This is a genomic window from Janthinobacterium sp. GL_088, assembly GCF_057837845.1.
This window is the reverse complement of sequence record NZ_CM174453.1, coordinates 4,770,089-4,792,746: the sequence shown is the minus strand read 5'-3', so window position 1 is coordinate 4,792,746 and position 22,658 is coordinate 4,770,089. Positions and strand designations below refer to the sequence as shown.

Genomic DNA, 22,658 nt, shown 5'->3' with positions numbered 1-22,658 from the left:
ACACGGCGGGCTTTTTGCATGGCGGCTTAATCGCCGCTGTCTTCGTCTTCGTCGGCGCCCTTGGCCGCCTGGCCGCGCTCGGCGTCGACGGCGCGCTGCAGGCTGGCCACATCGCGGAAGAAGGCGTCCGTCGTGTGATTCGGGCTCAGGCGCAAGGCTGGCGGATAGATCACGGACATGTAGGGCTCGTCGGCCAGGCGGCCGCTGGCCTGCAGGTTGCTCAGCAGGATCAGGGTCGAGCCAAGGATGGCCAGCACGATGGCGACGAGGCCGAAGCGGCGCGGATGCTGCGGCTTGATCGTGCATAAATGGTAGTAGATCATGACGCATACAATGACGATGAACATATGCCGTCCGTAGCGCGTCAGCACTTCCAGCGACAGCGCATACGCCGCCACGTTGCTGCCCAATTCCCACACTTCCATGGCCAGCAAGCCGCAGCCGATGATGAACAGGTGGCGGCCGAAGCGCGCCACATGGCCAAACAGGCGGTTTGCCACGGCCCAGATTGACGCCCACACGAGGCCGCCGGCCAGCGCGTAGGCGATGATCATCAGGTAGGAAATGGGTTCGAAGGCGTCCGCATCACTGAGCCAGTTGCTGAAGGCGGCCGAGGCGCCGATCATGGTCAGGCCGGCAACGGCCGGGCGCAAGCCTTCCCAGTCGTGCCTGGTCGTGTCGCCCAGTTCGGGCGCCACCGGCTGGTCGCTGGCGCGCACGCGCAGGCGCGTGTGGCCCAGGCGCACGATGCTGTTGCCGCTCATGGCCACTTGCAGTTGCCGCTGTCCCCGGTGGATCACGCCATTCTGGCTGCCCAGGTCGCGCAGCAGCAGGCCGCCCGCGCCGTCGTCCTCGACAATGGCGTGCGCGGCGGCCGTATGCGCGTCGTCGAGGATGAAGTCGTTGTCGTAGCCACGTCCGATGCGGATCGGCAGGGATTCGATCCGCTGGCGTTGCCGCACCTCGCCATTCTCGGCGAGGATTTCGATGAAGTATGGTGCTTTCATGGCTTGCGGCTGCTGGTGGTGGAGGGCGCGCGCGACAGCGCTTCGAGGAAGGTGCGCGTGACGCGCATGCCGTTGGCGTAGGATACGCCGCGCGCGTCGATGCGGCTTTGCAGGCTCATGAGTGGCTCATCGGTGCTGGCGGCCAGCAGGGCAAAGTCGTACAGTCCCGTAAACTTGCGGTAGGCGCGCACGCACAGGATGGCGCGCAGGGGCAGGGTGGTGTTCTTGACGAACTGTTCGGTGCATTGCGGGCCGGTCAGATTCACGCTCTTGTAGCTGCCGAAACTTTCATTCTTGAACGAAGCGCTGGCCAGCTCGGAAAAGCGCAGCGGGCCCAGTTCGCTGCTGCGCAAAAATTCGTGGCGCATCGACACTTGCCCCGTCTGCAGGGCGCCGGAGATGAAGATGGCCGATTCCATGGCGCAGCTGGTGTTGTCGAGCATGTAGGGTTTGTCGGACTTGACGTTGGAGCGGCCCCAGCAGCGCATCTGGTCGGACTCGCGCACGGGCACGCGATACGGGCCCATGGCTTTCAGGCTCAAGGGCGTATCGAGCAGGCGCGCCAGCATGACTTCCTGGTGCGCCAGCAGTTGCGCCGTCACCAGCGGCTTGAAGTCCTTCGGCGGCTTGCCTTGCTGCGCCACCTTGGCCAGCAATTGCTGCGCATAGCGGGCGGGCACGAGAAAACTGACGAGTTCGCCGTCGAGGCGTTTCGACACGTTCACACCGGCGACGTCGCCATTCGCGGTGACGCTGGGGCCGCCGCTCATGCCGGAATTGATCGGTCCCGTAAACATCAGCTGGTCGTAGAAGCTGCGCGTGACGACGCCGTTGTACGAGCCTTCCGAAATAGCGAAGCCCAGGTCCAGCGGATTGCCCATCGAATACAGGTACTGGCCCTGGGTCAGCGGCGCCAGCGGCTCCGGCATCTTGAAGAAACCCGTGCCGTGGCGGTTCACGCGCAATACCGCCAGGTCGTGCAGCACGTCGACGGCCAGCAATTCCACATTGCCGCGCTGGCCGCTCGTGTCGACCCACTCGCCCACATAGGTATCGGGGTCGAGGGCGAATTGCGACACGACGTGATAGTTGCTGACCACCAAGTCGCCCGTGCCGATCAAAAAGCCCGAGCCGACGGACGATTGCGTGCGGCCGTTCTTCAGCAGCACGCGCACTTGCAGGATGTCGGCGCGCGCGGCCGTGTACAGCTTTTGCGCGGCCGATGAGGGCGGCGGCAGGGCCGCATGTTCGGTGGCGGCGGGCGCGGCGGTGGCCGGCGGCGGCTTGATGGGGGGAGTCGATGCGGTGGGGAGCGCGGCTGGCGCAGGCGCCTGCGCCGCGTGTGCGCCTGCGCCAGCGCACAGGCTGGCCAGCAAGCAGGCGTAGTTAGATAATTTCATGCATCCTTTGTGCGTGAGCAGGAGCGAGGCCGGCGCCCGGGTGACGCGCCGCTGCGCGCCGCCCCGGGGGACTACAGGGCGCCGTCTTCCAGTGCCGGTGCCGTTTCCGGCGTCATCATGTGGCCGAGCTTGCTTTGCTTGGTATTCAGGTAGTGCTGGTTGAAGGCGTTGCGGTTGACCAGCAGCGGCACCCGTTCGGCCACCGTGATGCCCAGCGCTTCCATGGCGGCGATCTTGCGCGGGTTGTTCGTCATCAAACGCAGGCTATTGATGCCGAACTGTGCAAACATGGGCTTGCACAAGGTGTAGTTGCGCGCGTCGGCCTTGAAACCCAGCTGCTCATTTGCCTGTACCGTGTCGGCGCCCGCTTCCTGCAGGCGGTAGGCGCGGATCTTGTTGATCAGGCCGATGCCGCGTCCTTCCTGGCGCAGGTACAGCAAGATGCCGCGACCTTCCTCGGCGATGCGTTTCAAGGCGCCTTCAAGCTGCGCGCCGCAGTCGCAGCGCTGCGAAAACAGCACGTCGCCCGTCAGGCACTCGGAATGCACGCGCGCCAGCACCGGTTCGCCGTTGCCGATATCGCCCAGCACCATGGCCAGGTGTTCCTTGCCCGTGGCGTGTTCGACAAAGGCGTGCAGGGTGAACTGGGCCCACGGCGTCGGCAGTGCGCAGGAAGTCGTGTAATCCAATTCGCCTGTCGCCAGGAGGTCTGCGCCGCTTTGCATGGTTGTGCTCATATAAGTAATTATCAAAAATAAAAGGCGCGCGACACCACTCCGGTGCCGGCGCGCCTTGCCATCATACCAAAAAGCAGGGAAACGTTTTCCCTGGCTGCCATTCGGTCGTTGCAATGTCTGGTGATAAGCCTTACTTAGGGGCACTTCCTTCTTTTACAAGGTGAATTGCCGGCTTTGCCTGGCGGCGGCTGCCGCCAGGCACGGTGCATCAGCTGCCGATGCGTCCGCCGTCGTTCTTGGTGATCACGATGGTGGCCGAGCGGGGGCGTTTGCCGGCGCCATAACCGGCGTTGGCCGGCCACTGGCTCGTGTATTTGGACGGATCGCCGATATTCGCCAGCTTGGTATTTTCGCCCGGATGCTGGATGTTGATGAACATGGTCTTGCCATCGGGCGTTTCGCTGATGCCCGTGATTTCCGAGCCGACCGGCCCCACCAGGAAGCGCTTGAGCGTGTCGGCCGTGGGTTTCTTGCCGATGAAGGTGTCGACGGCCAGGTTGCCGCCGGCCGCCGTCGCGTAGTTCAGGGTCGACTTGGCGCCATCGCCGACCTTGCCGGGGATGGCCGCCAGCATCATGCAGTTGGTGACATCCGTGTACGCGCCATCGTCCGTCTGGATCCAGCAGATGCCGGTGTAGGGGCTGAAGGCGAGGCCGTCGGGGCTGGAGAAATCCTGCTCGGCCGTCAGGTTCGACAGGTTGATCTTGCTGGCGTCGGCGCCGCTCTCGGCGCCAAACAGGTAGACATCCCAGGTAAAGCTGGTGGCCGCGGCCGCGCCCGTGCCTTCCTTGAAGCGGATGATGTGGCCGTTCGGATTGCCGTTTTGCGCCGTCGTGCCCTTCATGTCCGTGTAGGCGCGCGGGTTGGCGCTGTCCGGCGCCAGTTGCGACGAGCCGCTCGGATTGACGGTGCGGTTCGAATTGTTGGTCAGCGTGTAGTAGATCTCGCCATTCGCCGGGTTGACCGAGCACCATTCCGGGCGGTCCATTTTTGTTGCGCCCACGGCGTCGGCCGCCAGGCGGGCATTCACCAGCACGTCGGCCAGGTCGGCGAACTTGTAGGCGCTGTACGCCTGGATCAGCGCGTTCGACATGGCCAGCTCGATCCACTGGCCCGTGCCGTCGGCGGCCAGCTTGGCCACGTACAGCTTGCCCGAATCGAGGTATTTGTCGCCGGTGGCGATACGGTCGGCCGGATTGGCGTCCGCGGCGGCCCAGACGGCGGTCGTGACGAATTTGTAGATGTACTCGTTGCGCGAATCGTCGCCCATGTACACGGCCAGTTGCTGGCCCACGGCCGGCACGCTGAAGGCGGCGCTTTCGTGCGCGTAGCGGCCCAGCGCCGTGCGCTTGCGGATGGCCTTGGTCTTGTCGTACGGGTCCATCTCGACGATGTAGCCCATGCCATTCAATTCATTGCGGTAATCGTCGCTGCCGTTGGCGGATGCGCCGATCTTGCTCAGGTTCCAGCGCGCGTACTTGTCGTCGCTGCCGCCCGTTTCCCAGCCGTGGCGCGAGGCGCCGCCCTGGCTGCGGCCATAGCGGTTCAGCGAAGCGACGGATTTGTCGCCGCGCGCCGCATTGTCGGTGGCCGAGCGGGTGAAGTAGCCGGCCCAGTTTTCTTCGCCGGACAGGTAGCTGCCCCAAGGCGACTTGCCCGTGCCGCAATTGTTGATGGTGCCGCGCGTCTTGGTGCCGGTCGGCGAATACTTGGTGACGACGAGGGCGTTGCCGCGCACGGGGCCGGCAAGCTCGATGTCCGTCAGCGGCGTGACGCGGCGGTTGAAGGCGGAATCGTTGACGGTGGCCCAGGCGCTGCCCGTCTTTTTGACTTCCACCACGCTCAGTCCGTGGACGGCCACTTCCTTGTCGACTTCGGCGGCGGGGCGGGGCAGCGAGGTGGTGCCGCCATTCACGTGCAGGAAGTGCGAGGACAGTGTTTCGTCCGTGGTCGCTTCGTGGTTCATCGCCAGCAAGCCCCGTTCGGCGCCGGACGCCAGCGGCGCACCGGCGGCGGACAGGCCGTAGTATTCCATGCCGTCGTGATGGTCGCCGGCGCGGTTGTCGAAATCGGTATCGCTGCCGTCATTCTTGTACGCTGGCGTGGCCGCGCGCAGCGAGTCGCCCAGCGCATACAGGGCCGTGGCCGTGTAGCCTGCCGGCACCGACACGACGTCGGCCAGGCTTTTCGGCACGGCCGTGAAGGCCAGCAGTTTTTCGGGCGTCGGTGTCGGCGTCGGCGTGACGGCGATGGCGTCGCTGCCGCCACCGCAAGCGGACAGGCCCATCGAACCCATGACGGCGGTAGCGGCCGTGACGGCGCTGCCGCGCAGCCAGTTGCGGCGGCTCAGGCGGGCGTTCAGGATGCTGTTGAAATGGTTGTCGTGGGACGCGTTGCTGTCAATGTCGTTCAGATCGGTGGCGCGGATGGCCAGATCGTTGGGCTTGTTCATGGGCTGCGATGTCCTGTGGTTGCGTGATTAAATGGCAACCGCATGATAGTCAGTGTATGTGACCGCGCCATGTCAGCTTGATGACAAAACGGTGACAGGCTGCCGGCCGGCCGGGCGGACCGCGTCCGTGACGGGCCCGTCCGGTCAGGCAGCCTTGGTCTTACCTGGCCTGGCGAAAACCGCGCTCCACCAGCAACAGCATGCCGCCGAAGATGGACAGGTTCTTCAGGAAGTTCGTCAACTGGTCCTGGAAGTGGGCCGCATCGGCGCTCCAGAAGGCGTGGAAGATGAGCGTCGTCGGGATCAGGAACAGCGCCAGGGCCAGCGCCGCCCAGCGCGCCTGCCAGCCCGTGATCAAGAGCAAGCCGCCGCCCACTTCCAGGACGATCACGCCCACCAGCAAGATATTGGCGATCGGCAAGCCCTGGCTGGCCATGTAACCGGCCACACCGGCAAAGCCGCCGATTTTCAGCAAGCCCGAGACAAAGAACAGCACGCCAAGGGCGGCACGGCCGAGGGGCAGCAGGATATCCGTATTATTTTTCATGTTTGTTTCCTTTTCTTTATTTTTATCAATTATTTAGGCAGGTCGAAGAGCAGAAATTCCGCGTCTTCCGGCTGGGTAATGCTCACGGCCGCTTCCTGCGTCAATTTCAGCGCATCGCCCGCTTTCAAGGGCGTGCCGTTGACGACCAGGCTGCCGCGGATCAGGTGCACATAGGCGAGGCGGCCTTCGTCGAGCGCATGTTCGGCCTGTTCGCCTTCCTGCAGGATGCTGGCGTAGATCGCCGCATCCTGGTGGATCAGCACGGAACCCTGGCGGCCGTCGGAGGAGGCGATCAAGCGCAGCTTGCCCCGTTTGCTGTCCGGCGTGAAGTGTTTCTCTTCATAGCTGGGGGGAATGCCCGTCACGTTCGGCTGTATCCAGATCTGCAGGAAGTGCAAGCCATCCGTTGCCGAGTGGTTGAACTCGCTGTGGCGCACGCCGCTGCCGGCGCTCATGCGCTGCACATCGCCGTAGTGCAGGACGGAACCGGTGCCCATGCTGTCCTTGTGCTCCAGCGCGCCGTCGAGCACATACGAAATGATTTCCATGTCGCGGTGGCCGTGCGTGCCGAAACCCTGGCCAGGCGTGACCCTGTCTTCATTGATCACCAGCAAGGGGCCAAAGCCCATGTGCAGCGGATCGTGGTAGCTGCCGAAGGAAAAGCTGTGGTGGGAATTGAGCCAGCCGTGGTTGGCGGCGCCGCGTTCTTCGCTATGACGAATCTGTAACATGGAGGACTCCGTTTCTATAAGTTAATGTGCGATAATTTCGAAGGACCGTTGCCTGGCGCTGTGCCGTGGCTTCTTTTCTGCCCTTCGCAGTACGATGAACAAAGTATAGGCGCCTGTTCAGAGAAAGAAAAACGGAAAATATTGCGACCTATGATCGAAAAAATCGAATGTTAAGACTTAGCCTGGAAGCCTTGCAAATCGTTGACGCCATCGACCGCCGTGGATCGTTCTCGTCGGCCGGCAAGGAATTGCATAAAGTCCCGTCCACCATTTCCTATACGGTGGCCAAGCTGGAAGACGACCTGGGCGTGCAGGTGTTCCAGCGCAATGGCCCGAAAGTCATGCTGACGGCGGCCGGCCAGGAATTGCTGAAAGAGGGCCGCTATTTATTGAAGGCGGCGCAGGACCTCGAGCACCGCGTGCGCAGGGTGGCGTCCGGCTGGGAAACGGAATTGTCCATCGGCATCGATTCCATGTTTTCCGCCGTGGCCTTGGCCGACGACGTGCGCGCCTTTTACGACGTGGCGCAGCAGACGCGCCTGCGCCTGTCGCAAGACACGCTGTCGGGCACGTGGGAAGCGCTGCTGGACCGGCGCGCCGACTTGCTGGTGGGCGCGCCCGGTGACGGGCCGGCCGGCGGCGGCTATATCGCGCAGCCGATCGGCATGCTCGACTTCGTCTTCACCGTGGCGCCCACGCACCCGCTGGCCCAGGTGCAGGAACCGTTGTCGCGCGGCCACCTGCAGCAATACCGGGCCGTGGTGGTGGCCGATTCGGCGCGCCAGATGGCGCCGCGCACGGTGGGCTTGCTGCTGGGGCAGGATGCCTTGAGCGTGCCGAACATGCAGGTCAAGTTCGATTACCAGGTGCTGGGGCTGGGCTTTGGCTTCCTGCCGGGGCCGTGCGCGCGGGCCGCCATCGCGCGCGGCTTGCTGGTGGAAAAGGCCGTGGAAGAACCGAAACCGTCGGAAACGTTTTACCTGGCCTGGCGCGTGGGCGAGGATGGCGCCGCATTGCGCTGGTGGATGGCGCGCATGCGCGAACCGGATGTGTTTGCCCGCCTGGCGCAGCATCTGCCGGGCCATTCGGCGTAGGTCTTAAAATGTTGACATAGGCCAACATTTTTAAGTTACCATATTCACAGTATTTCCGCCCGACCTCCACGCCCCACAGTGGGATTTTGATGATTACACACACAGCAGCGCTCCTGATATGTTCCCCTGACCTGGTCCACGAGTGGGGTTGCCATGCTTGAGGCGAAGGTTGCGCTGTGCCTGCGCCTGGCTCAGGATGCCCGTGAACAGGCGGGGCCGCAGCAGGCCGCCACCCTGGCGCGGCTGGAGGAGGAACTGGAGCGTCTGCGCGGCGCCAGCCGCCCCGTGGTGCGCGTGGCGCCCCCCGACGCCTTGCTGGAAATCGACCCTGACGGCTTTTTGATCGGCTGGAACCATGGCGCCGAACAGATGTTCGGCTATTCCGAACTGGAAGCCCTGGGCCAGCACATCCTGTTCCTGTATCCGGAAGACGACGCGGAAGCGAGCGTGCTGGAATTGCATTTCACGCAGGGCGACGTGGCCACCGATGTGCGCCGGCGCAAGAAGTCGGGCATGGTGACGTGGCTGCGCATGCACCGCCATGTGATCCACGACCAGGCGGGCAAGGGCTGCGGCATGGCCGTGCGCCTGTCGGCCATGAGCGAGCCGCTGTCCGACGTGGACAAGGTCAGGTTGCACGCGCGCATCATCGAAGACAGCGAGCAAGCCGTGCTGATCACGGACGCGGAAGAGCGCATCGTCTCGATCAACAGTTCCTTCAGCCGCATCACCGGCTACTCGCCGGCCGAAGCCATCGGCCGCACGCCGGACTTGCTGCGCTCGGGCGTGCACGACCCCGATTTCCGCGCCAAGGTGCGCGCCGCCATGCGGGGCCACGGCTCCTGGCGCGGCGAAATCATCGGCAAGCGCAAGAATGGCGAATTGTTCCCGCAAGACGTCACCATCAGCGTCGTGCGCGACGAATTCGGCGAAATCAGCCACGTGTTTTCCCTGTTTTCCGATATCTCGGTGCACAAGGATGCCGAGGCGCGCATGCAGCGCATGGCCAACTACGACAGCCTGACGGGCTTGCCCAACCGTTGCCTGCTGAATCAACTGGTCGACCAGGGCCTGGCCGAAGCGAAACGCCAGGGCACGCATGGCGCGCTGATGGTCATCGACATCAGCCGCATCGGTTCCATCAGCGACACGCTTGGCCATGAAGTGGGCGACCAGCTGGTGATCGCCATCGGCCAGCTGTTCCGTGGCGCCCTGCGCGACGCGGACATCCTGGCGCGCGTCGACAACAGCAAGTTCGTCGTGGCCCTGCTGCATATCGAAAAGCGCGAACACGCGGCGAATGTGGCGCAAAAGCTGCTCAACCTGCTGGAGGCGCCGATCAATATCGACACGCACGCGCTGCACGTGGGCGCCAGCATCGGCATCACCGTGTATCCGGAAGACGGCCTGGAAGCGCCGGCCCTGTTCCGTTTTGCCGACGTGGCCGTGGCCAAGGCGGGGCAGACGATCGAATCGACCTTCCTGTTTTACCGCGAAGACATGAACCGCCGGGCCAAGGAACATTTGCGCCTGGAAAGCGAAATGCGTTTGGCCTTGGGTGACAAGGAGCTGGAATTGCATTACCAGCCGAAAGTGAGCCTGGCCAGCGGGCGCATCGTGGGCGCGGAAGCCTTGCTGCGCTGGAAGCATCCGATGCGCGGCATGGTCTCGCCCGGCCTCTTCATCCCCGTTGCCGAGGAAACCAGTTTGATCCTGGAACTGGGCACCTGGGTGCTGGACGAGGCCTGCCGCCAGATCCGCAACTGGGAAGACCGTGGCCTGCACATGCCGGCCATCGCCGTCAACCTGTCGGCGCGCCAGTTCGATGAACAGTTGCCGGCGCGCATAGCGGCCGTGCTGGAGCGCTACGGCGTGCGGCCCGACCAGATCATGCTGGAAATCACGGAAAGCCTGCTGATGCGCGGCGCCGACAAGGTGATCGACATCATGAACCAGCTGGTGGCCATGGGCCTGGCGCTGGCGCTGGACGACTTCGGTACCGGCTATTCCAGCCTCGCGTATTTGAAAAAATTCCCCATCAGCACACTGAAAATCGACCGCTCGTTTGTCATCGGCTTGCCCTTCGAGGAAAACGATTGCGCCATCGCCCGCGCCATTGTCACCATGGCGCAGCAGCTGCGCCAGGAAATCGTTGCCGAAGGGGTGGAAACGGCCGAGCAGATGCGCTTCTTGCGCGAACTCGGCTGCGACCAGCTGCAAGGTTATCTGTTCAGCCCGGCCGTGACGGCGGCCGAGTTCGAGCTGATGCTCGATGAAGGCCGGCAGTTGCGGCTGGAAGAGCTGGCCTGAGCCGGCGATTGTCAGATGGTTAGTCGTCCACGGAAACCCCGGCTCGCATAATACGATTCGGCGCCATTGTGGTAGACGAAGACCTGTTCATAGCGGCGGTCGCAAAACAGGGCGCCGCCCAGCGCGCGGATGCTGTCCGGCGTGGCGATCCAGCTCGACGTTTTGCGGTCGAATGGCCCCAGTTCCTGCAACTGGCGGTATTGCGTTTCCGTCAGCAGTGTGACTCCCATCGCCTGCGCCATGGCCATGGCGCTGCCGGCCGGCTTGTTGGCCTTGCGCGCGGCCAGGGCCGCCGCATCGAAACACAGGCTGCGCCGGCCGAGCGGACTTTCTGCCGAGCAATCGCAAAACGTGACGGCGCCCGTGTCGCCGGCGTGCCCGATGACGTCCGGTTCGCCGCCCGTGTCTTCCATCTGCTGCAATACCGCCAGGCTGGCGGGAGCGGTGTCCAGCCGCGCCAGCACCTTGTCCCACGTCCATTGCGGATGGCGGTGCCTGTGCTGGCTGAAGCGGGTTTGCAAGGTGTGGATCAAGGTCTCATGCATGAGCGCGGCTCCCGGAAGTTTCAACGATAGGGCCGATTATAAGACGCGATGCCGGCAAGCGGCGCTCACCCCAGTTTTACTTTTTCCAGCAGATAATCGAGCATCACGCGCACGCGAGCCGGCACCTGTAAACCCGGTCCCACGAAGACAGCGTGCACGAGTTCCTTGTCGCCCGGATTGTAGTCCTGCAGCACTTCTACCAACTGACCTTGCGCAATGTCGCGCAGCACGTGCTGGCGTGAAAAGCGTCCCAGTCCCATGCCCGCCAGTACCAGCTGGCGCATGCTTTCGCCATCGCTGACGCAGGTATTGCCCTGCGGCGCCACATTCAACATGCCGCCAGCGCCATCGAGGAAGGGCCAGGTTTCGTTCTGGCAGCGGAAGTTGAAGGCCAATAAATTGTGTCCGGATAATTCCTGCGGCGTGCGCGGCAGGCCGTGGCGCGCCGCGTAGGCGGGCGACGCCACGACAACCATCGCGTCTTCGCCCAGTTTGCGCGCCACCAGGTTCGATTCCTTCAGCTTGCCCGTGCGGATGGCGATGTCGGTGCGGTCTTCCAGCAAGTCGACGATGGCGTCGCTGACGACGACGTCGAGCACGATGTCGGGATAGCGCTGCGCGAATTCGGGCAGGATGGGCAGCAGATGGCGCACGCCGAACGGCACGAAACAGTTGATGCGCAAGCGTCCGCGCGGCGCTGCGCCCTGCGATGCTTCGCGCTCGGCGCCATCGATATCGTCGAGGATGCGCTTGCACTGCACGAAGAAGGCGTCGCCCTCGGGCGTCGTGTGCAGTTGGCGCGTGCTGCGCTGGAGCAAGCGGGCACCCAGCCGTGCTTCCAGGCGATTGACCAGCTTGCTGACGGCCGATGGCGTCAAGGCCAGACGGCGCGCGGCGGCGGAAAAGGCCCCCGTTTCCACCACGGCGGCAAACACGGCCATTTCGAACGCGCGGTTGATGTCTTGCCTGGCCATTATTGAATCCATTTCACAGGTGTTTCCATTATCAGAGTCTATATCAAAAGCGCCTGCTTCGATACACTGGCTGGCTTGAACCATTGTTGGAGCCATCATGACCACCGCAAGCCCTGTTTCCACTTCAGCCAGCAAGATGCCGCCCGGCGTGCTGGCGCTGGCCGTCGGCGCCTTTGCCATCGGCGTCACCGAATTCATCGTCGTCGGCATCCTGCCCACCATCGCGAAAGATTTGCAGATTTCCATCGAATCGGCCGGCTCGCTGGTCAGCCTGTATGCGCTGGCGCTGGCCATCGGCACGCCGCTGCTGGTGCTGCTGATGTCGCGCCTGCCGCGCAAGGCCGCCTTGCTGGGGCTGATGAGCGTGTTCCTGGCCGGCAACCTGCTGGCCGCCTTTTCGCACACGTTCGAACTGTTGCTGGCGGGACGGGTCATCACGGCCGTGGCGCACGGCACCTTCTTTGCCATCGGCGCCACCGTGGCCGCCAGCCTGGTCAGCAAGGCGCAGGCGGGCAGGGCGATTTCCGTGATGTTTGCCGGACTGACCCTGGCCATGGTGATCGGCGTGCCCTTCGGCAGCTTCCTCGGCAATCTGATGGGCTGGCGCCTGCCCTTCTTTGCCGTCGTCGTGCTGGCTGCACTGGGATTGGCCGCCATGGCGCGCTGGCTGCCGGCCGGTTTGCAGCAGGGCAAGGGCGGCAAGGCCATGACGCAGCTGGCGGCCCTGGGCAGCGGCCCCATCCTGACGATGATGGCAATTACGACGTTCGGCTTTGGCAGCAGCTTTGCCGCCTTCACGTTCATCACGCCCATCCTGACGGATGTGACGGGTTTCTCCGCCACCATGGCCAGCGCCTTGCTGATCGTGTTTGGCGCCGCCACCTTTGCCGGCAACCTGGCGGGTGGCTACCTGACCAGCCACCTGGGCTGGCAAAAGGCCTTGCGCCTGATGCTGTTGTTGCTGGCCGTCACGCAAGCGGGCGTGGCGTTGAGCATCAGTTCACCCTGGATGATGACGGTGATGCTGTTCGTCTGGGGCGTGTTTTCCTTCGGCCTGTCGCCCGCCTTGCAGGCAGGCATGCTGGCCACGGCCGAGCGCTACACGCCGCAAGCCGTCGATTTCGCTTCGGGCCTGAACATTTCCGCGTTTAATCTGGGCATTTCCTTCGGTTCCATGCTCGGTGCGTTGATGGTCTCGCGCCAGTTGATGGCGTCGTCGCCGTGGGCCGGCGTGGCCGCTGCCTTGCTTGCACTGTTGCCGCTGGCCTGGCTGGCGCGCAAGAACCTGGCGTCGCACGTGGCGGGTGCGGCCGTGCACTGAGGTTCAGGTATGCACGGCGGCGGCCGGCGCCGCTTTCTTCATGCGCTGCGCCATGTACGAACTGCCCATCGACGCGGCCATGATCATGGCGATGGCCAGCCATTGCCCGGCACCCAGGCGCTCGTCGAGCAGGATGTATGCGAGCATGGCGGCCACGGCCGGTTCCATGCTGCTCATGATGCCGAACGCTTGCGGCGTCAGCCGCTTCAGGGCCACCATTTCCAGCGAGATCGGGATGGCGCTGGAAATGAGGGCCACGCCCAGGCCCACGCCCAGCACGACAGGCGAGAGCAGGGCGGCGCCGCTGTGCATCACGCCCACGGGCACGACCACCAGCGCGGCCATTGCCAGGCCCAGCGATACGGAGTGTCCCGCATGCAAATGGCTGGCGCGCTTGCCGAAGACGATGTACGAAGCCCAGCAGACGGCGGCGCCCAGGGCGAACAGCACGCCCGTGGGGTCGAGGTTGCTGACGTCGTGGCCGAGCGGCAGCAGCAGCGCCAGTCCCGCTACGGCCAGGGCCACCCAGACGAAGTCGATGGGGCGGCGCGAGGCCAGCAGGGCCACAGCCAACGGGCCGGAAAACTCGATCGCCACGGCGATGCCGAACGGGATCGTGCGCAAGGCCATGTAGAAGCACAGGTTGGTCATGCCCAGCGCCGCGCCATACAGGGCCACCGTGCGCAGATCGGCGCGGCTCAGCTGCCAGCGCCACGGGCGCCAGAACAGCAACAGTAGCAGGGCGGAAAAGCCCACGCGCACGGCCGTCGTGCCCTGTGCGCCGACGAGCGGGAACAGGCTGTGCTTGGCCCATGACGTGCCCAGTCCCAGGCAAGTGACGGAGCCGAGGATGGCCAGCAGGGGAATCAGCGAGGAATAGCGGCGTAATGGCATGGTGATAAAAGGCTTGATAACGGAATAGCGAAAGTTTATTGTGTCTGCTCCGATATTTGCACTGCAATTTGACCTTCATGACGCAACTTTCGCTCACGCCCTCCCTTGCCCTAGACGCCTTCGATCTGGCGATCCTCGATATTTTGCAGCGCGATAACACGACTTCGCAGCGCGAAATCGCCCGGGCCGTGCACTTGTCCGCGCCGGCCGTGCAGCGGCGCATCCGCCGCCTGCGCGAGAGCGGCGTGATCCGCAACGAGGTGGCCGTGCTCGACGCGAGCCGCCTGGGCCGTCCCCTGATATTGACGGTGGAAGTGCATTTGCACGACGAGCATCCTCAGCGCACGGCCGGCATGCGCGCGCGCATCATGGCCGAGCCTGCCATCCAGCAGTGCTACGGGATTACCGGCGAGGCCGACTACCTGCTGGTGATCACGGCCAGCAGCATGGCCGAATACGAAGCGCTGACGGAACGCCTGTTCGGCGGCGACGACAATATCCGGCGCTACCGCACCTCGGTGGCCTTGACTTGCCTCAAGATGGGTTTGCACGTGCCGCTGGGGTAGGGCTTACTGCTCCTCGCGCTGCGCATCGCGTTCGCGGCAGCTCAAGGATGCGTAATGACCTTTCGGCAGCCGGGTCTTGATGGCCACCTCGTTCAGTGCATGTTGAATATCGACCGGGTCCGTCAAGGTGCAGCGCTGGGCGCTGGCGAACGCTTGCAGGTTTTGCGTGCTGCCGCGCACTTTCACCGTCACGCCGGCGCCGGGGCTGACGCAGCAGCCTATGTATTGCGTGATGTATTCCTCTTCGATGAGCACCAGTTCATGCCCCATGAAGCTGGCCGGCTTCTTCAGCAGGTAGTAATCGGTGTAGTCGAAGCGCTGCTGGGGGCGCTGGCTGATAAAACCTTCGCGCACATAGGCGGCGATGGCCTTGCCGGAGGTGCCTACTCTGTCCGTCGTGCCCTTTTTCAGGTGCAGGGCATGCCGCAAGCCCATTTCGAGCCCGGGATCGGTAGCGGCGAGGGCGCTGGCGCAACTGGCGGCGAGCAGAAGAGCGCCGAGCAGGCGGCGGGTGCGGCATGCAGGCATGAGAGTGATTTCTTGCATATATTTAAACTAAAGGGGAGTAGGGGCGCAGTGTAGCGCACGTCACGCGGTAGGCATGGCACAATGCGTGATCCGCATGCCACTCACCCCAGGATTTTCATGACCCGCGCCCTCCTTGACCAAGCCCAGATCCATCCCGCCGCCCGCCCCTTGATCGGCAGCAAGCACAAGGACATCGTGCGCGAGGTGCAGGCGGCCATCGCCGCGCACCAGGTGGTGGTCGTCGGCATTGCGCTCAATCCGTTTCCGCGCAAGGCGCGCAAGATCCTCGACGTGCTGGGCACGCCCTACCAGTACCTGCAATACGGCAGCTATCTGAACCAGTGGCACCGCCGCAATGCCCTGAAAATGTGGACGGGCTGGCCCACGTTTCCCATGGTCTTTGTCAACGGCGTGCTGATCGGTGGCGCCAGCGAACTGCACAAGCTGGTGGAAAATGGCGAGTTCAGCGCCATGCTGGCCAAGAAGGTGCGCGAGTTTTAAGACCCGCCTTCTATTCTCCTTACTCGCCCGGCCGCCACGGTGACTTGCGCGTGCGCAGCGGGTCGAGCAAGCTGCGCAAGTCGTTGTGGTCGAGCTCGTACATCAGCGCAATTAAACTGCCCAGTTCGCCCGAGGGGAAACCCTCGCGCGCGAACCAGCCCAGGTAGTGTCCGGGCAAATCGGCCAGCAAGCGTCCCTGATACTTCCCATATGGCATTTCGCGCGTGACCAGCAGCGCCAGTTTTTCTGAATTCATGGTGGTGATCCCGTGTTGATGCGGTCAGTGTAGCAGACCATACAATTGTTGATTTGCGCGCAAGTATCTTCTTCCTGTGGAGGTATTTTTCGAAACAAAGAAAGCCCCGATACTGCAAGCCTCGCATTTGCATCCACCTATATCGGAGTCTTTCATGCCCATTGCCTTGCTCGCGCTGACCCTCAGCGCATTTGCCATCGGAACCACCGAGTTTGTCATCGTCGGGCTGTTGCCCACCATCGCCGCGGACCTGGGCGTCAACCTGCCATCGGCCGGCTTGCTGGTCAGCCTGTATGCGCTGGGCGTCGCCGTCGGCGCACCCGTGCTGACTGCCCTGACGGGCAAGATTCCCCGCAAAACCTTGTTATTGTCGCTGATGGTCCTGTTCACCCTGGGGAACTTGTTGGCGTGGAAGTCGCCGGGCTACGAGACCCTCGTCATCGCCCGCATCCTGACGGGGCTGGCGCATGGCGTATTCTTTTCCATAGGCTCGACCATCGCCACCTCGCTGGTGCCGAAGGACAAGGCCGCCAGCGCGATTGCCATCATGTTTACGGGCCTGACCGTGGCCCTGGTGACGGGCGTGCCGCTGGGCACCTTCATCGGCCAGCATTTCGGCTGGCGTGAAACCTTCCTCGCCGTCTCGGCCCTGGGCCTGGTCGCCTTTGTCGGCAGCCTGCTGTACGTGCCGTCGACCATCAAGCACAGCAAGCCTGCATCGTTGCTGCAGCAAGTGCAGGTGCTGGGCCAGCCGCGCCTGTTGCTGGTGTACGCCATGACGGCCGTCGGCTATGGCGGCTCTTTCATCGCCTTTACGTATCTGGCACCGATCCTGCAAGACGTGTCGGGTTTCAGCGCCGGCGCCGTGGGCGTGGTGATGCTTGTGTATGGCGTGTCGGTGGCGTTTGGCAATATCTGGGGCGGCAAGCTGGCCGACAAGAAAGGCCCAGTGCGTGCCCTGAAACTGATCTTCCTGCTGCTGGCGCTTGTTTTGCTGCTGTTGACCTTCACGGCGCCGCATCCCGTGCTCGTCGTCATCACCGTGCTGCTATGGGGCGCCGTGGCCTTCGGTAACGTGGCTGGCTTGCAAGTGTATGTCGTGCAGCAAGCGGAACACTTCACGCCCCGCGCCGTCGACGTGGCTTCGGGGCTGAACATCGCCGCGTTTAATCTGGGCATCGCCGGCGGCGCCTGGGGCGGCGGCCTGATCGTCGAATACCTGGGACTCGTGCATACGGGCTGGATCGGTGCGCTCGTCGTGCTGGGTGCGTTCGGCTTGACGGCCTTGAGTGGTCGGATGGACCGCTTGAATCCCATCCCTGTGCGCACTGGCGGCGAAAAGTCGATCCATGCGGTAGGGCATTAAGCCGGCTTGATTTGCAAGCAAGTTGCTGGCACGGGCGAGAGTAGGGTTTACAATAGTGCTTACCTTTCTCTCGCCCATACTCCCCATGTCCGATACAGCAATGTCACCGCTGCGCCTGCGCGCCGCCATCAATCCGAAACCGCTGGGCGTCGCCCTGTTGCTCATCGTGCTAGGCGCGTGGTACCTGGCGCAAACCGTCGGCATTCACCAGTCCGCGCTGTACGTGGTGGGCGCCTTGCTCGGCATTACCTTGTATCACGCGGCCTTCGGTTTTACGTCCGCCTGGCGCGTCTTCATCGCCGATGGCCGCGGCGACGGCTTGCGCGCGCAAATGCTGATGCTGGCCGTGGGCGTGGCGCTGTTCTTCCCGGCATTGTCTGCCGGGACCCTGTTCGGCACGCCCGTCGCGGGCCTGGTGTCCCCCGCCGGCACCTCCGTCATCTTTGGCGCCTTCATCTTCGGCATCGGCATGCAGCTGGGCGGTGGTTGCGCTTCCGGCACCCTGTACACGGTGGGGGGCGGCAGCACGCGCATGCTCATCACCCTGGCCGCCTTCATCGTCGGCTCCGTCATTGGCACGGCGCACATGCCGTTCTGGACGGCGCTGCCGCAATTGAAACCCATTTCTCTCGTCACAAGCCTGGGCCTGGTGCCCGCACTGGCGCTGAACTGGATCGTCTTCGCACTGATCGCCGGCCTCACGGTGCTGGTGGAAAAGCGTCGCCATGGCAAGCTCGTCGCGACGCCCCTGCGCCCGGCGCAGGCGTCACCCTGGCTGCATGGCCCGTGGCCGCTGGTGGCGGGCGCCGTTGCTCTCGTCGTGCTGAACTTCGCCACCCTGGCGCTGTCGGGCAAGCCGTGGGGCGTGACGTCCGCGTTTGCCCTGTGGGGCGCCAAGGCCGCGTCCGTGGTCGGTATCGATACGGCCAGCTGGGCCTACTGGTCGACCAAGGCCAACGCGGCCGCCCTGGCCGCGCCGTTGACGCAGGACAAGACTTCCGTGATGGACATCGGCATCGTGCTGGGCGCCATGCTGGCGGCGGCGCTGGCCGGCCGCTATGCGCCCGTGTGGCGCATCCCGCGCCGCTCGATCATTGCCGCCATCGTCGGCGGCTTGCTGCTCGGCTACGGCGCGCGCCTGGCCTACGGCTGCAACATCGGCGCTTATTTCAGCGGCATCGTCTCGGGCAGCCTGCACGGCTGGCTGTGGCTGGTCTGCGCTTTTCTGGGCAACGTCATCGGCACGCGCTTGCGTCCGTGGTTCGGCCTGGAAGTGGAGAAAGTCAAACCGACCGGCTGCTGACGCCGGCGGAAACAGGGGCTTTGCTGTATATTTCTGCCCCTGTTCCCCTTTGCCGCCAGCGCAACGTTCATGTCCCCAGTCACCCTGTTTGCCGTCGTCCTCGCGTATTTCCTGATCCTGCTGGGCGTGGCATGGCGCACCTCGCGCCATGCTACCAATGACAGTTTTTTCATCGGCAACAAGGATAGCAACTGGATGCTGGTGGCCTTCGGCATGGTGGGCACGACGCTTACGGGCGTGACTTTCATCAGCGTGCCCGGCGCCGTGGGGAATAACGGTTTCGGCTATATCCAGCTGATGATCGGCTATGTGCTCGGTTACCTGGCCATCACCTTCATTTTGCTGCCGCTGTACTACCGGCTGCAGCTGACCTCCATCTACCGCTACCTGGAACTGCGCCTGGGACGGCGCTCCTACCAGAGCGGGGCGGCGTTTTTCATCGTCTCGCGCTTGCTGGGCGCCACGGCGCGGCTGTATCTGGTGGTCAATATCCTGCAAGCGACCATACTCGACAGCCTGGGCGTGCCGTTCTGGCTGACCTCGTGCGTCGTGCTGCTGCTGATCCTGCTCTACACCTATGAAGGTGGCGTGAAAACCATCGTCTGGACCGATACCCTGCAGACGGCATGCATGCTGGCCGGTCTCGTCATCTGCAGCGTGTTTTTGCTGCGCGACATGGATATGTCCCTCATCGACAGCCTTGAGCGCATGCGCGTGCAAGGTCTCACGCGCATCTTCACCGTCGATCCGGACAGCCCCGCCTATGTATGGAAACACATTCTTGCCGGCATGTTCATCACGATCGCCATGACGGGCATGGACCAGGAAATGATGCAAAAGAATATCTCCGTGCGGACCTTGCGCGACTCGCAAAAGAATATGCTCAGCCTGACCGTGGTGCTGACCGGCGTGCTGCTGCTGTTCCTGTTCCTCGGCGGCTTGCTGCACCTGTATGCGCCGCTGGCCGGCGTGACGGCCACCGGCGACAAATTGTTCCCGGCCGTGGTGCTCGGACATTTCCCTGCCGTGGTGCAGCTGATTTTCTTCATCGCCCTCATTTCCGCCCTGTTTCCCAGCGTGGATGGGGCGCTCACGGCCTTGACGTCCACCTTCTGCATCGACATCCTCGGCGTGCAGCGCAGGCAGGATTTGACTGCGGCGCAGCAGATGCGCTGGCGCCGCCGCGTGCACCTGGGGTTTGCCGCATTGTTTTTGATCCTGATCATGGTTTTCAAGTGGTTTGACGACCCCAGCATGATCGGCGTGATCCTGAAACTGGCCAGCTACACCTATGGTCCGCTGCTGGGCCTGTTTGCCTTCGGTTTGCTGAGCCGGCGCGGCGTGCGTGACCGCTGGGTGCCGCTGGTGGCCGTGGCGGGGCCATTGCTGTGCGCGCTGATCGAGCAGGAGCAGATGCGGCTGTTCGAGCATTACCGCATCGGCCTGGAATTGCTGATCCTGAATGGCGCCCTGGTGCTGGGTGGCCTGTTCCTCATTTCCACGCCGCCAGGGCAGGGCGGACAAGGCACGGCATAGTTATCAAAATAAGACGAATCCGAAGACGATCGGGGCCATTTTCAGCTATATTGATTTCCTTTAGGTACATAACCTCACGGAGCATCAATGTCACTCAACCCCTTCCCGCCGCTACGCCGCGGTTTTGGCGCATTCTGGCGCGCGCTGGACGCCACCCGCCGCGCGGTCATCAATCTGATTTTCCTGCTGATCGTCATCGCCATCCTGATCGCCATCTTTGGCGGCGGCGCCAAGCCTCTGGCGGAAAAGACCACGCTGGTGCTGGACTTGCAAGGCCCGCTGGTCGAGGAAACCCCGGGCGGCGTGCGCGAGGCCGTGCTGGCCAATGTCAGCGGCGAAGTCAAGAAAAACGTGCAGCTGCGCGATGTGCTGGCGGTGCTCGACACGGCGGCCAAGGACAAGAATATCGGCTCCATGGTGATCCTGCTCGACGAATTGCAGGGCGGCGGCCTCGCTTCGCTGCGCGAAGTGGCGGCCGGCGTGGAACGCTTCCGCGCCACGGGCAAGAAAGTCACGGCCTGGGGTTCGAGCTATAACCAGCGCCAGTACCTGGTGGCCGCCAAGGCCGACGAGGTATTCCTGCACCCGATGGGCGGCGTCATGCTGGAAGGCTTTGGCCGCTACCGCAATTACTACCGCGACGCGCTCGACAAGGTGGGCGTGACGGTCAACCTGCTGAAAGTGGGCACGTATAAAAGCGCGGCCGAGCCTTTCATCGCCAACGGCCCGTCCGAAGCGGCGGCCGAAGCGGATCGCTACCTGAACAACGGCCTGTGGACCACTTACACGACGGACGTGGAAAAAGCGCGCAAGCTGCCGGCCGGCGCCATCATGCAATCGATCGACAAGCTGCCCGAGCTGATGACGGCCGCCGGCGGCGACCTGGGCAAGCTGTCGCTGGACGCCAAGCTGGTCGACGGCCTGAAAACGCGCGACGAGCTGCGCCAGTTCATGATGGCGCGCGGCGCGAAGAACACGGAAGGCACGAATTTCCGCCAGGTGAACTACACCGATTACCTGGCGCGCCTGCGTCCCGTGCACATCGGCGACGCCGTCGGCGTGGTCATCGCTTCCGGTGAAATCGGCGACGGCATCGCGGCACCGGGTTCCATCGGCGGCCTGTCCACCTCGCGCCTGATCCGCCAGGCGCGCGAAGACAAATCGATCAAGGCCATCGTGCTGCGCGTCGATTCGCCGGGCGGCAGCGCCTTCGGCTCGGAACTGATCCGCCGCGAACTGGAACTGACGCGCGCCGCCGGCAAACCGGTGGTCGTCTCGATGGGCAACGTGGCCGCTTCGGGCGGCTACTGGATCAGCACCTCGTCCGATGAAGTCATCGCCGACGCGGCCACCATCACCGGTTCCATCGGCGTGTTCGCGATTCTGCCGACGGCCGACAAGGTGGTGGAAAAGCTGGGCATCCACACGGCCGGTTCGCCGACCACCTGGCTGGCCGACGCGGGCAACCCCTTGCGTCCGCTCGACCCGCGCTTTGCGCAAGTGATCCAGGGCTCGATCAACCACGTATATGGCGACTTCCTGAACCTGGCCGCCAAGGCGCGCAAGACGACGCCGGAAAAGATCAATGAAGTGGCGCAGGGCCGCGTCTGGACGGGCTTGCAGGCGAAAGAGCGCAACCTGGTCGATCGCATCGGCAGCTATGGCGATGCGCTGGCCTCGGCCGCCAAGCGCGCCAACCTGGGCACCGACTACCGCGTGACGTACCTGGAGCAGGAAACGTCGAACGTGGACCGCTTGATCGGCATGTTCGGCTCGAAGGCCATGGCCTCGCTGGGACTGGGCGAACACGTGAAACTGGGCCTGGCCAGCACGGGCTTGCCGGCCGACGCGGCGCTGGGCATGGCGCAGGACCTCTCCTGGCTGTCGGGCATCACGCGCGAACACAAACCGTTCATGGCCCTCACGCACTGCCTGTGCGAGGTGCCTTTGGGCGGCAGGTAACACTCATATCAACAGCATATCCAAGCCGGCTTCGTCCGGCTTGTTTCATATCAGGAGCAAGGCATGGCAAGCGACATGAGTACACACACTGACACGGCGATCGCCATCCGGCCGTGCGCGAAGGGCGATGAAGCGGCGCTGGCGCTGGTGGGGCAGGCCACATTCCTGGAAGCGTTTGCCGGCATCCTCGACGGCGCCGACGTCATCGCCCATTGCCAGCGCCAGCACGATGCGCAGTTGTACCGCGACTGGCTGGCGCTGCCGGCCATGCGGCTGTGGGTAGCCGAGGCCACGCCGGGCGGCGCGCCTGTCGGCTACCTGGTGCTCAGCCCCGCCAGCTTGCCGGTGGCGGATCCGCAGCCAAAGGACCTGGAAATCAAGCGCATCTACCTGCTGCACCGCTTCCAGGGCCAGCGCGTGGGCCAGCGTCTGATGCAGGCGGCGCTGAGCCAAGCGCGCGCCAGCGGGGCAGGGCGCGTGCTGCTGGGCGTCTATGCGGAAAACCACGATGCGCTGGCGTTCTATGCGCGCTGCGGCTTTGCGCAGGTGGGCCGGCGCACCTTCCGCGTGGGCCGCACCGACTACCAGGATGTCATCCTTGGCATGACGCTGTAAGCGCAAACGGCCC

The 22,658-nt window shown here is 63.9% G+C and carries 21 protein-coding genes; 10 read left to right on the top strand and 11 right to left on the bottom strand.

The genetic code is table 11. The features are described from left to right. Nucleotides 1-26 precede the first annotated feature (26 nt). The 6 genes from AC3IQ7_RS21285 to AC3IQ7_RS21260 all read right to left on the bottom strand — a co-directional run bounded on the left by AC3IQ7_RS21285 (nucleotide 27) and on the right by AC3IQ7_RS21260 (nucleotide 6,874). On the bottom strand, nucleotides 27-1,007 hold the full coding sequence (locus AC3IQ7_RS21285; RefSeq protein ID WP_489207265.1) for an FHA domain-containing protein: 981 nt from the start codon (nucleotides 1,005-1,007) through the stop codon (nucleotides 27-29). Then, nucleotides 1,004-2,407 (bottom strand): S1 family peptidase, encoded by a 1,404-nt coding sequence (locus AC3IQ7_RS21280; RefSeq protein WP_099378310.1) that lies wholly within the window; start codon nucleotides 2,405-2,407, stop codon nucleotides 1,004-1,006. The genes AC3IQ7_RS21285 and AC3IQ7_RS21280 overlap by 4 nt, the downstream gene beginning before the upstream one ends. A gap of 71 nt (nucleotides 2,408-2,478) precedes the next feature. Then, nucleotides 2,479-3,132 carry a GTP cyclohydrolase II gene (ribA, locus tag AC3IQ7_RS21275; RefSeq protein ID WP_099378311.1) on the bottom strand — a complete coding sequence of 218 codons (654 nt, stop codon included), beginning with the start codon at nucleotides 3,130-3,132 and terminating at the stop codon, nucleotides 2,479-2,481. A 220-nt stretch (nucleotides 3,133-3,352) separates the two neighbouring features. Then, nucleotides 3,353-5,596, bottom strand: coding sequence for a PhoX family protein (locus tag AC3IQ7_RS21270; RefSeq protein ID WP_322428268.1), 2,244 nt, complete (start codon nucleotides 5,594-5,596; stop codon nucleotides 3,353-3,355). 160 nt (nucleotides 5,597-5,756) lie between these two features. Beyond that, nucleotides 5,757-6,143 carry a DoxX family protein gene (locus tag AC3IQ7_RS21265; RefSeq protein ID WP_099378313.1) on the bottom strand — a complete coding sequence of 129 codons (387 nt, stop codon included), beginning with the start codon at nucleotides 6,141-6,143 and terminating at the stop codon, nucleotides 5,757-5,759. A 29-nt stretch (nucleotides 6,144-6,172) separates the two neighbouring features. Further along, a complete protein-coding gene (locus tag AC3IQ7_RS21260) occupies nucleotides 6,173-6,874 on the bottom strand; it encodes a pirin family protein (RefSeq protein WP_322428269.1) in 702 nt (233 codons plus the stop codon). Nucleotides 6,875-7,041: 167 nt separating this feature from the next. Here AC3IQ7_RS21260 and AC3IQ7_RS21255 point away from each other — a divergent pair, with 167 nt between their 5' ends. Both AC3IQ7_RS21255 and AC3IQ7_RS21250 read left to right on the top strand, forming a co-directional pair. Further along, nucleotides 7,042-7,968 carry a LysR family transcriptional regulator gene (locus AC3IQ7_RS21255; protein ID WP_035820476.1) on the top strand — a complete coding sequence of 309 codons (927 nt, stop codon included), beginning with the start codon at nucleotides 7,042-7,044 and terminating at the stop codon, nucleotides 7,966-7,968. 153 nt (nucleotides 7,969-8,121) lie between these two features. Beyond that, complete coding sequence (locus AC3IQ7_RS21250; RefSeq protein ID WP_099378316.1) at nucleotides 8,122-10,278, top strand: putative bifunctional diguanylate cyclase/phosphodiesterase; 2,157 nt, start codon at nucleotides 8,122-8,124, stop codon at nucleotides 10,276-10,278. 11 nt (nucleotides 10,279-10,289) lie between these two features. Here the strand turns inward: AC3IQ7_RS21250 and AC3IQ7_RS21245 are convergent, their stop codons facing one another. Then, nucleotides 10,290-10,823: a DUF4256 domain-containing protein gene (locus AC3IQ7_RS21245; RefSeq protein ID WP_489207263.1), complete on the bottom strand. Its 534-nt coding sequence runs from the start codon at nucleotides 10,821-10,823 to the stop codon at nucleotides 10,290-10,292. A 65-nt stretch (nucleotides 10,824-10,888) separates the two neighbouring features. Next, complete coding sequence (locus AC3IQ7_RS21240) at nucleotides 10,889-11,797, bottom strand: LysR family transcriptional regulator (RefSeq protein WP_489207262.1); 909 nt, start codon at nucleotides 11,795-11,797, stop codon at nucleotides 10,889-10,891. Between the two features lie 97 nt (nucleotides 11,798-11,894). Between AC3IQ7_RS21240 and AC3IQ7_RS21235 the strand changes: the two genes are divergently transcribed. Next, on the top strand, nucleotides 11,895-13,118 hold the full coding sequence (locus AC3IQ7_RS21235) for an MFS transporter (RefSeq protein ID WP_489207261.1): 1,224 nt from the start codon (nucleotides 11,895-11,897) through the stop codon (nucleotides 13,116-13,118). A gap of 3 nt (nucleotides 13,119-13,121) precedes the next feature. Here the strand turns inward: AC3IQ7_RS21235 and AC3IQ7_RS21230 are convergent, their stop codons facing one another. Continuing rightward, entirely contained in the window at nucleotides 13,122-14,012 is an 891-nt protein-coding gene (locus AC3IQ7_RS21230; RefSeq protein WP_099378320.1) for an EamA family transporter, read from the bottom strand. A gap of 77 nt (nucleotides 14,013-14,089) precedes the next feature. Here AC3IQ7_RS21230 and AC3IQ7_RS21225 point away from each other — a divergent pair, with 77 nt between their 5' ends. Continuing rightward, nucleotides 14,090-14,578, top strand: a complete 489-nt coding sequence (locus AC3IQ7_RS21225) for an Lrp/AsnC family transcriptional regulator (RefSeq protein ID WP_099378421.1) — start codon at nucleotides 14,090-14,092, stop codon at nucleotides 14,576-14,578. A gap of 3 nt (nucleotides 14,579-14,581) precedes the next feature. Here the strand turns inward: AC3IQ7_RS21225 and AC3IQ7_RS21220 are convergent, their stop codons facing one another. Continuing rightward, entirely contained in the window at nucleotides 14,582-15,106 is a 525-nt protein-coding gene (locus tag AC3IQ7_RS21220; RefSeq protein ID WP_489207260.1) for a hypothetical protein, read from the bottom strand. A 117-nt stretch (nucleotides 15,107-15,223) separates the two neighbouring features. Between AC3IQ7_RS21220 and AC3IQ7_RS21215 the strand changes: the two genes are divergently transcribed. Then, entirely contained in the window at nucleotides 15,224-15,607 is a 384-nt protein-coding gene (locus AC3IQ7_RS21215; protein ID WP_489207259.1) for a glutaredoxin domain-containing protein, read from the top strand. Nucleotides 15,608-15,626: 19 nt separating this feature from the next. Here AC3IQ7_RS21215 and AC3IQ7_RS21210 read toward each other — a convergent pair whose 3' ends face one another. Then, entirely contained in the window at nucleotides 15,627-15,863 is a 237-nt protein-coding gene (locus AC3IQ7_RS21210) for a DUF3820 family protein (RefSeq protein ID WP_034749909.1), read from the bottom strand. Nucleotides 15,864-16,017: 154 nt separating this feature from the next. On the opposite strand from AC3IQ7_RS21210, the gene AC3IQ7_RS21205 reads away from it, so the two are divergent. From AC3IQ7_RS21205 to AC3IQ7_RS21185, 5 genes are all read left to right on the top strand, one after another. Then, nucleotides 16,018-17,229: an MFS transporter gene (locus tag AC3IQ7_RS21205; protein WP_489207258.1), complete on the top strand. Its 1,212-nt coding sequence runs from the start codon at nucleotides 16,018-16,020 to the stop codon at nucleotides 17,227-17,229. Nucleotides 17,230-17,314: 85 nt separating this feature from the next. Beyond that, a complete protein-coding gene (locus AC3IQ7_RS21200) occupies nucleotides 17,315-18,532 on the top strand; it encodes a YeeE/YedE family protein (RefSeq protein WP_322428278.1) in 1,218 nt (405 codons plus the stop codon). Nucleotides 18,533-18,601: 69 nt separating this feature from the next. After that, nucleotides 18,602-20,068 (top strand): sodium:solute symporter, encoded by a 1,467-nt coding sequence (locus AC3IQ7_RS21195; protein WP_489207257.1) that lies wholly within the window; start codon nucleotides 18,602-18,604, stop codon nucleotides 20,066-20,068. Between the two features lie 87 nt (nucleotides 20,069-20,155). Next, nucleotides 20,156-22,030 (top strand): signal peptide peptidase SppA, encoded by a 1,875-nt coding sequence (sppA, locus tag AC3IQ7_RS21190; RefSeq protein ID WP_489207256.1) that lies wholly within the window; start codon nucleotides 20,156-20,158, stop codon nucleotides 22,028-22,030. Between the two features lie 75 nt (nucleotides 22,031-22,105). After that, complete coding sequence (locus AC3IQ7_RS21185) at nucleotides 22,106-22,645, top strand: GNAT family N-acetyltransferase (protein ID WP_322428281.1); 540 nt, start codon at nucleotides 22,106-22,108, stop codon at nucleotides 22,643-22,645. Nucleotides 22,646-22,658 lie beyond the last annotated feature (13 nt).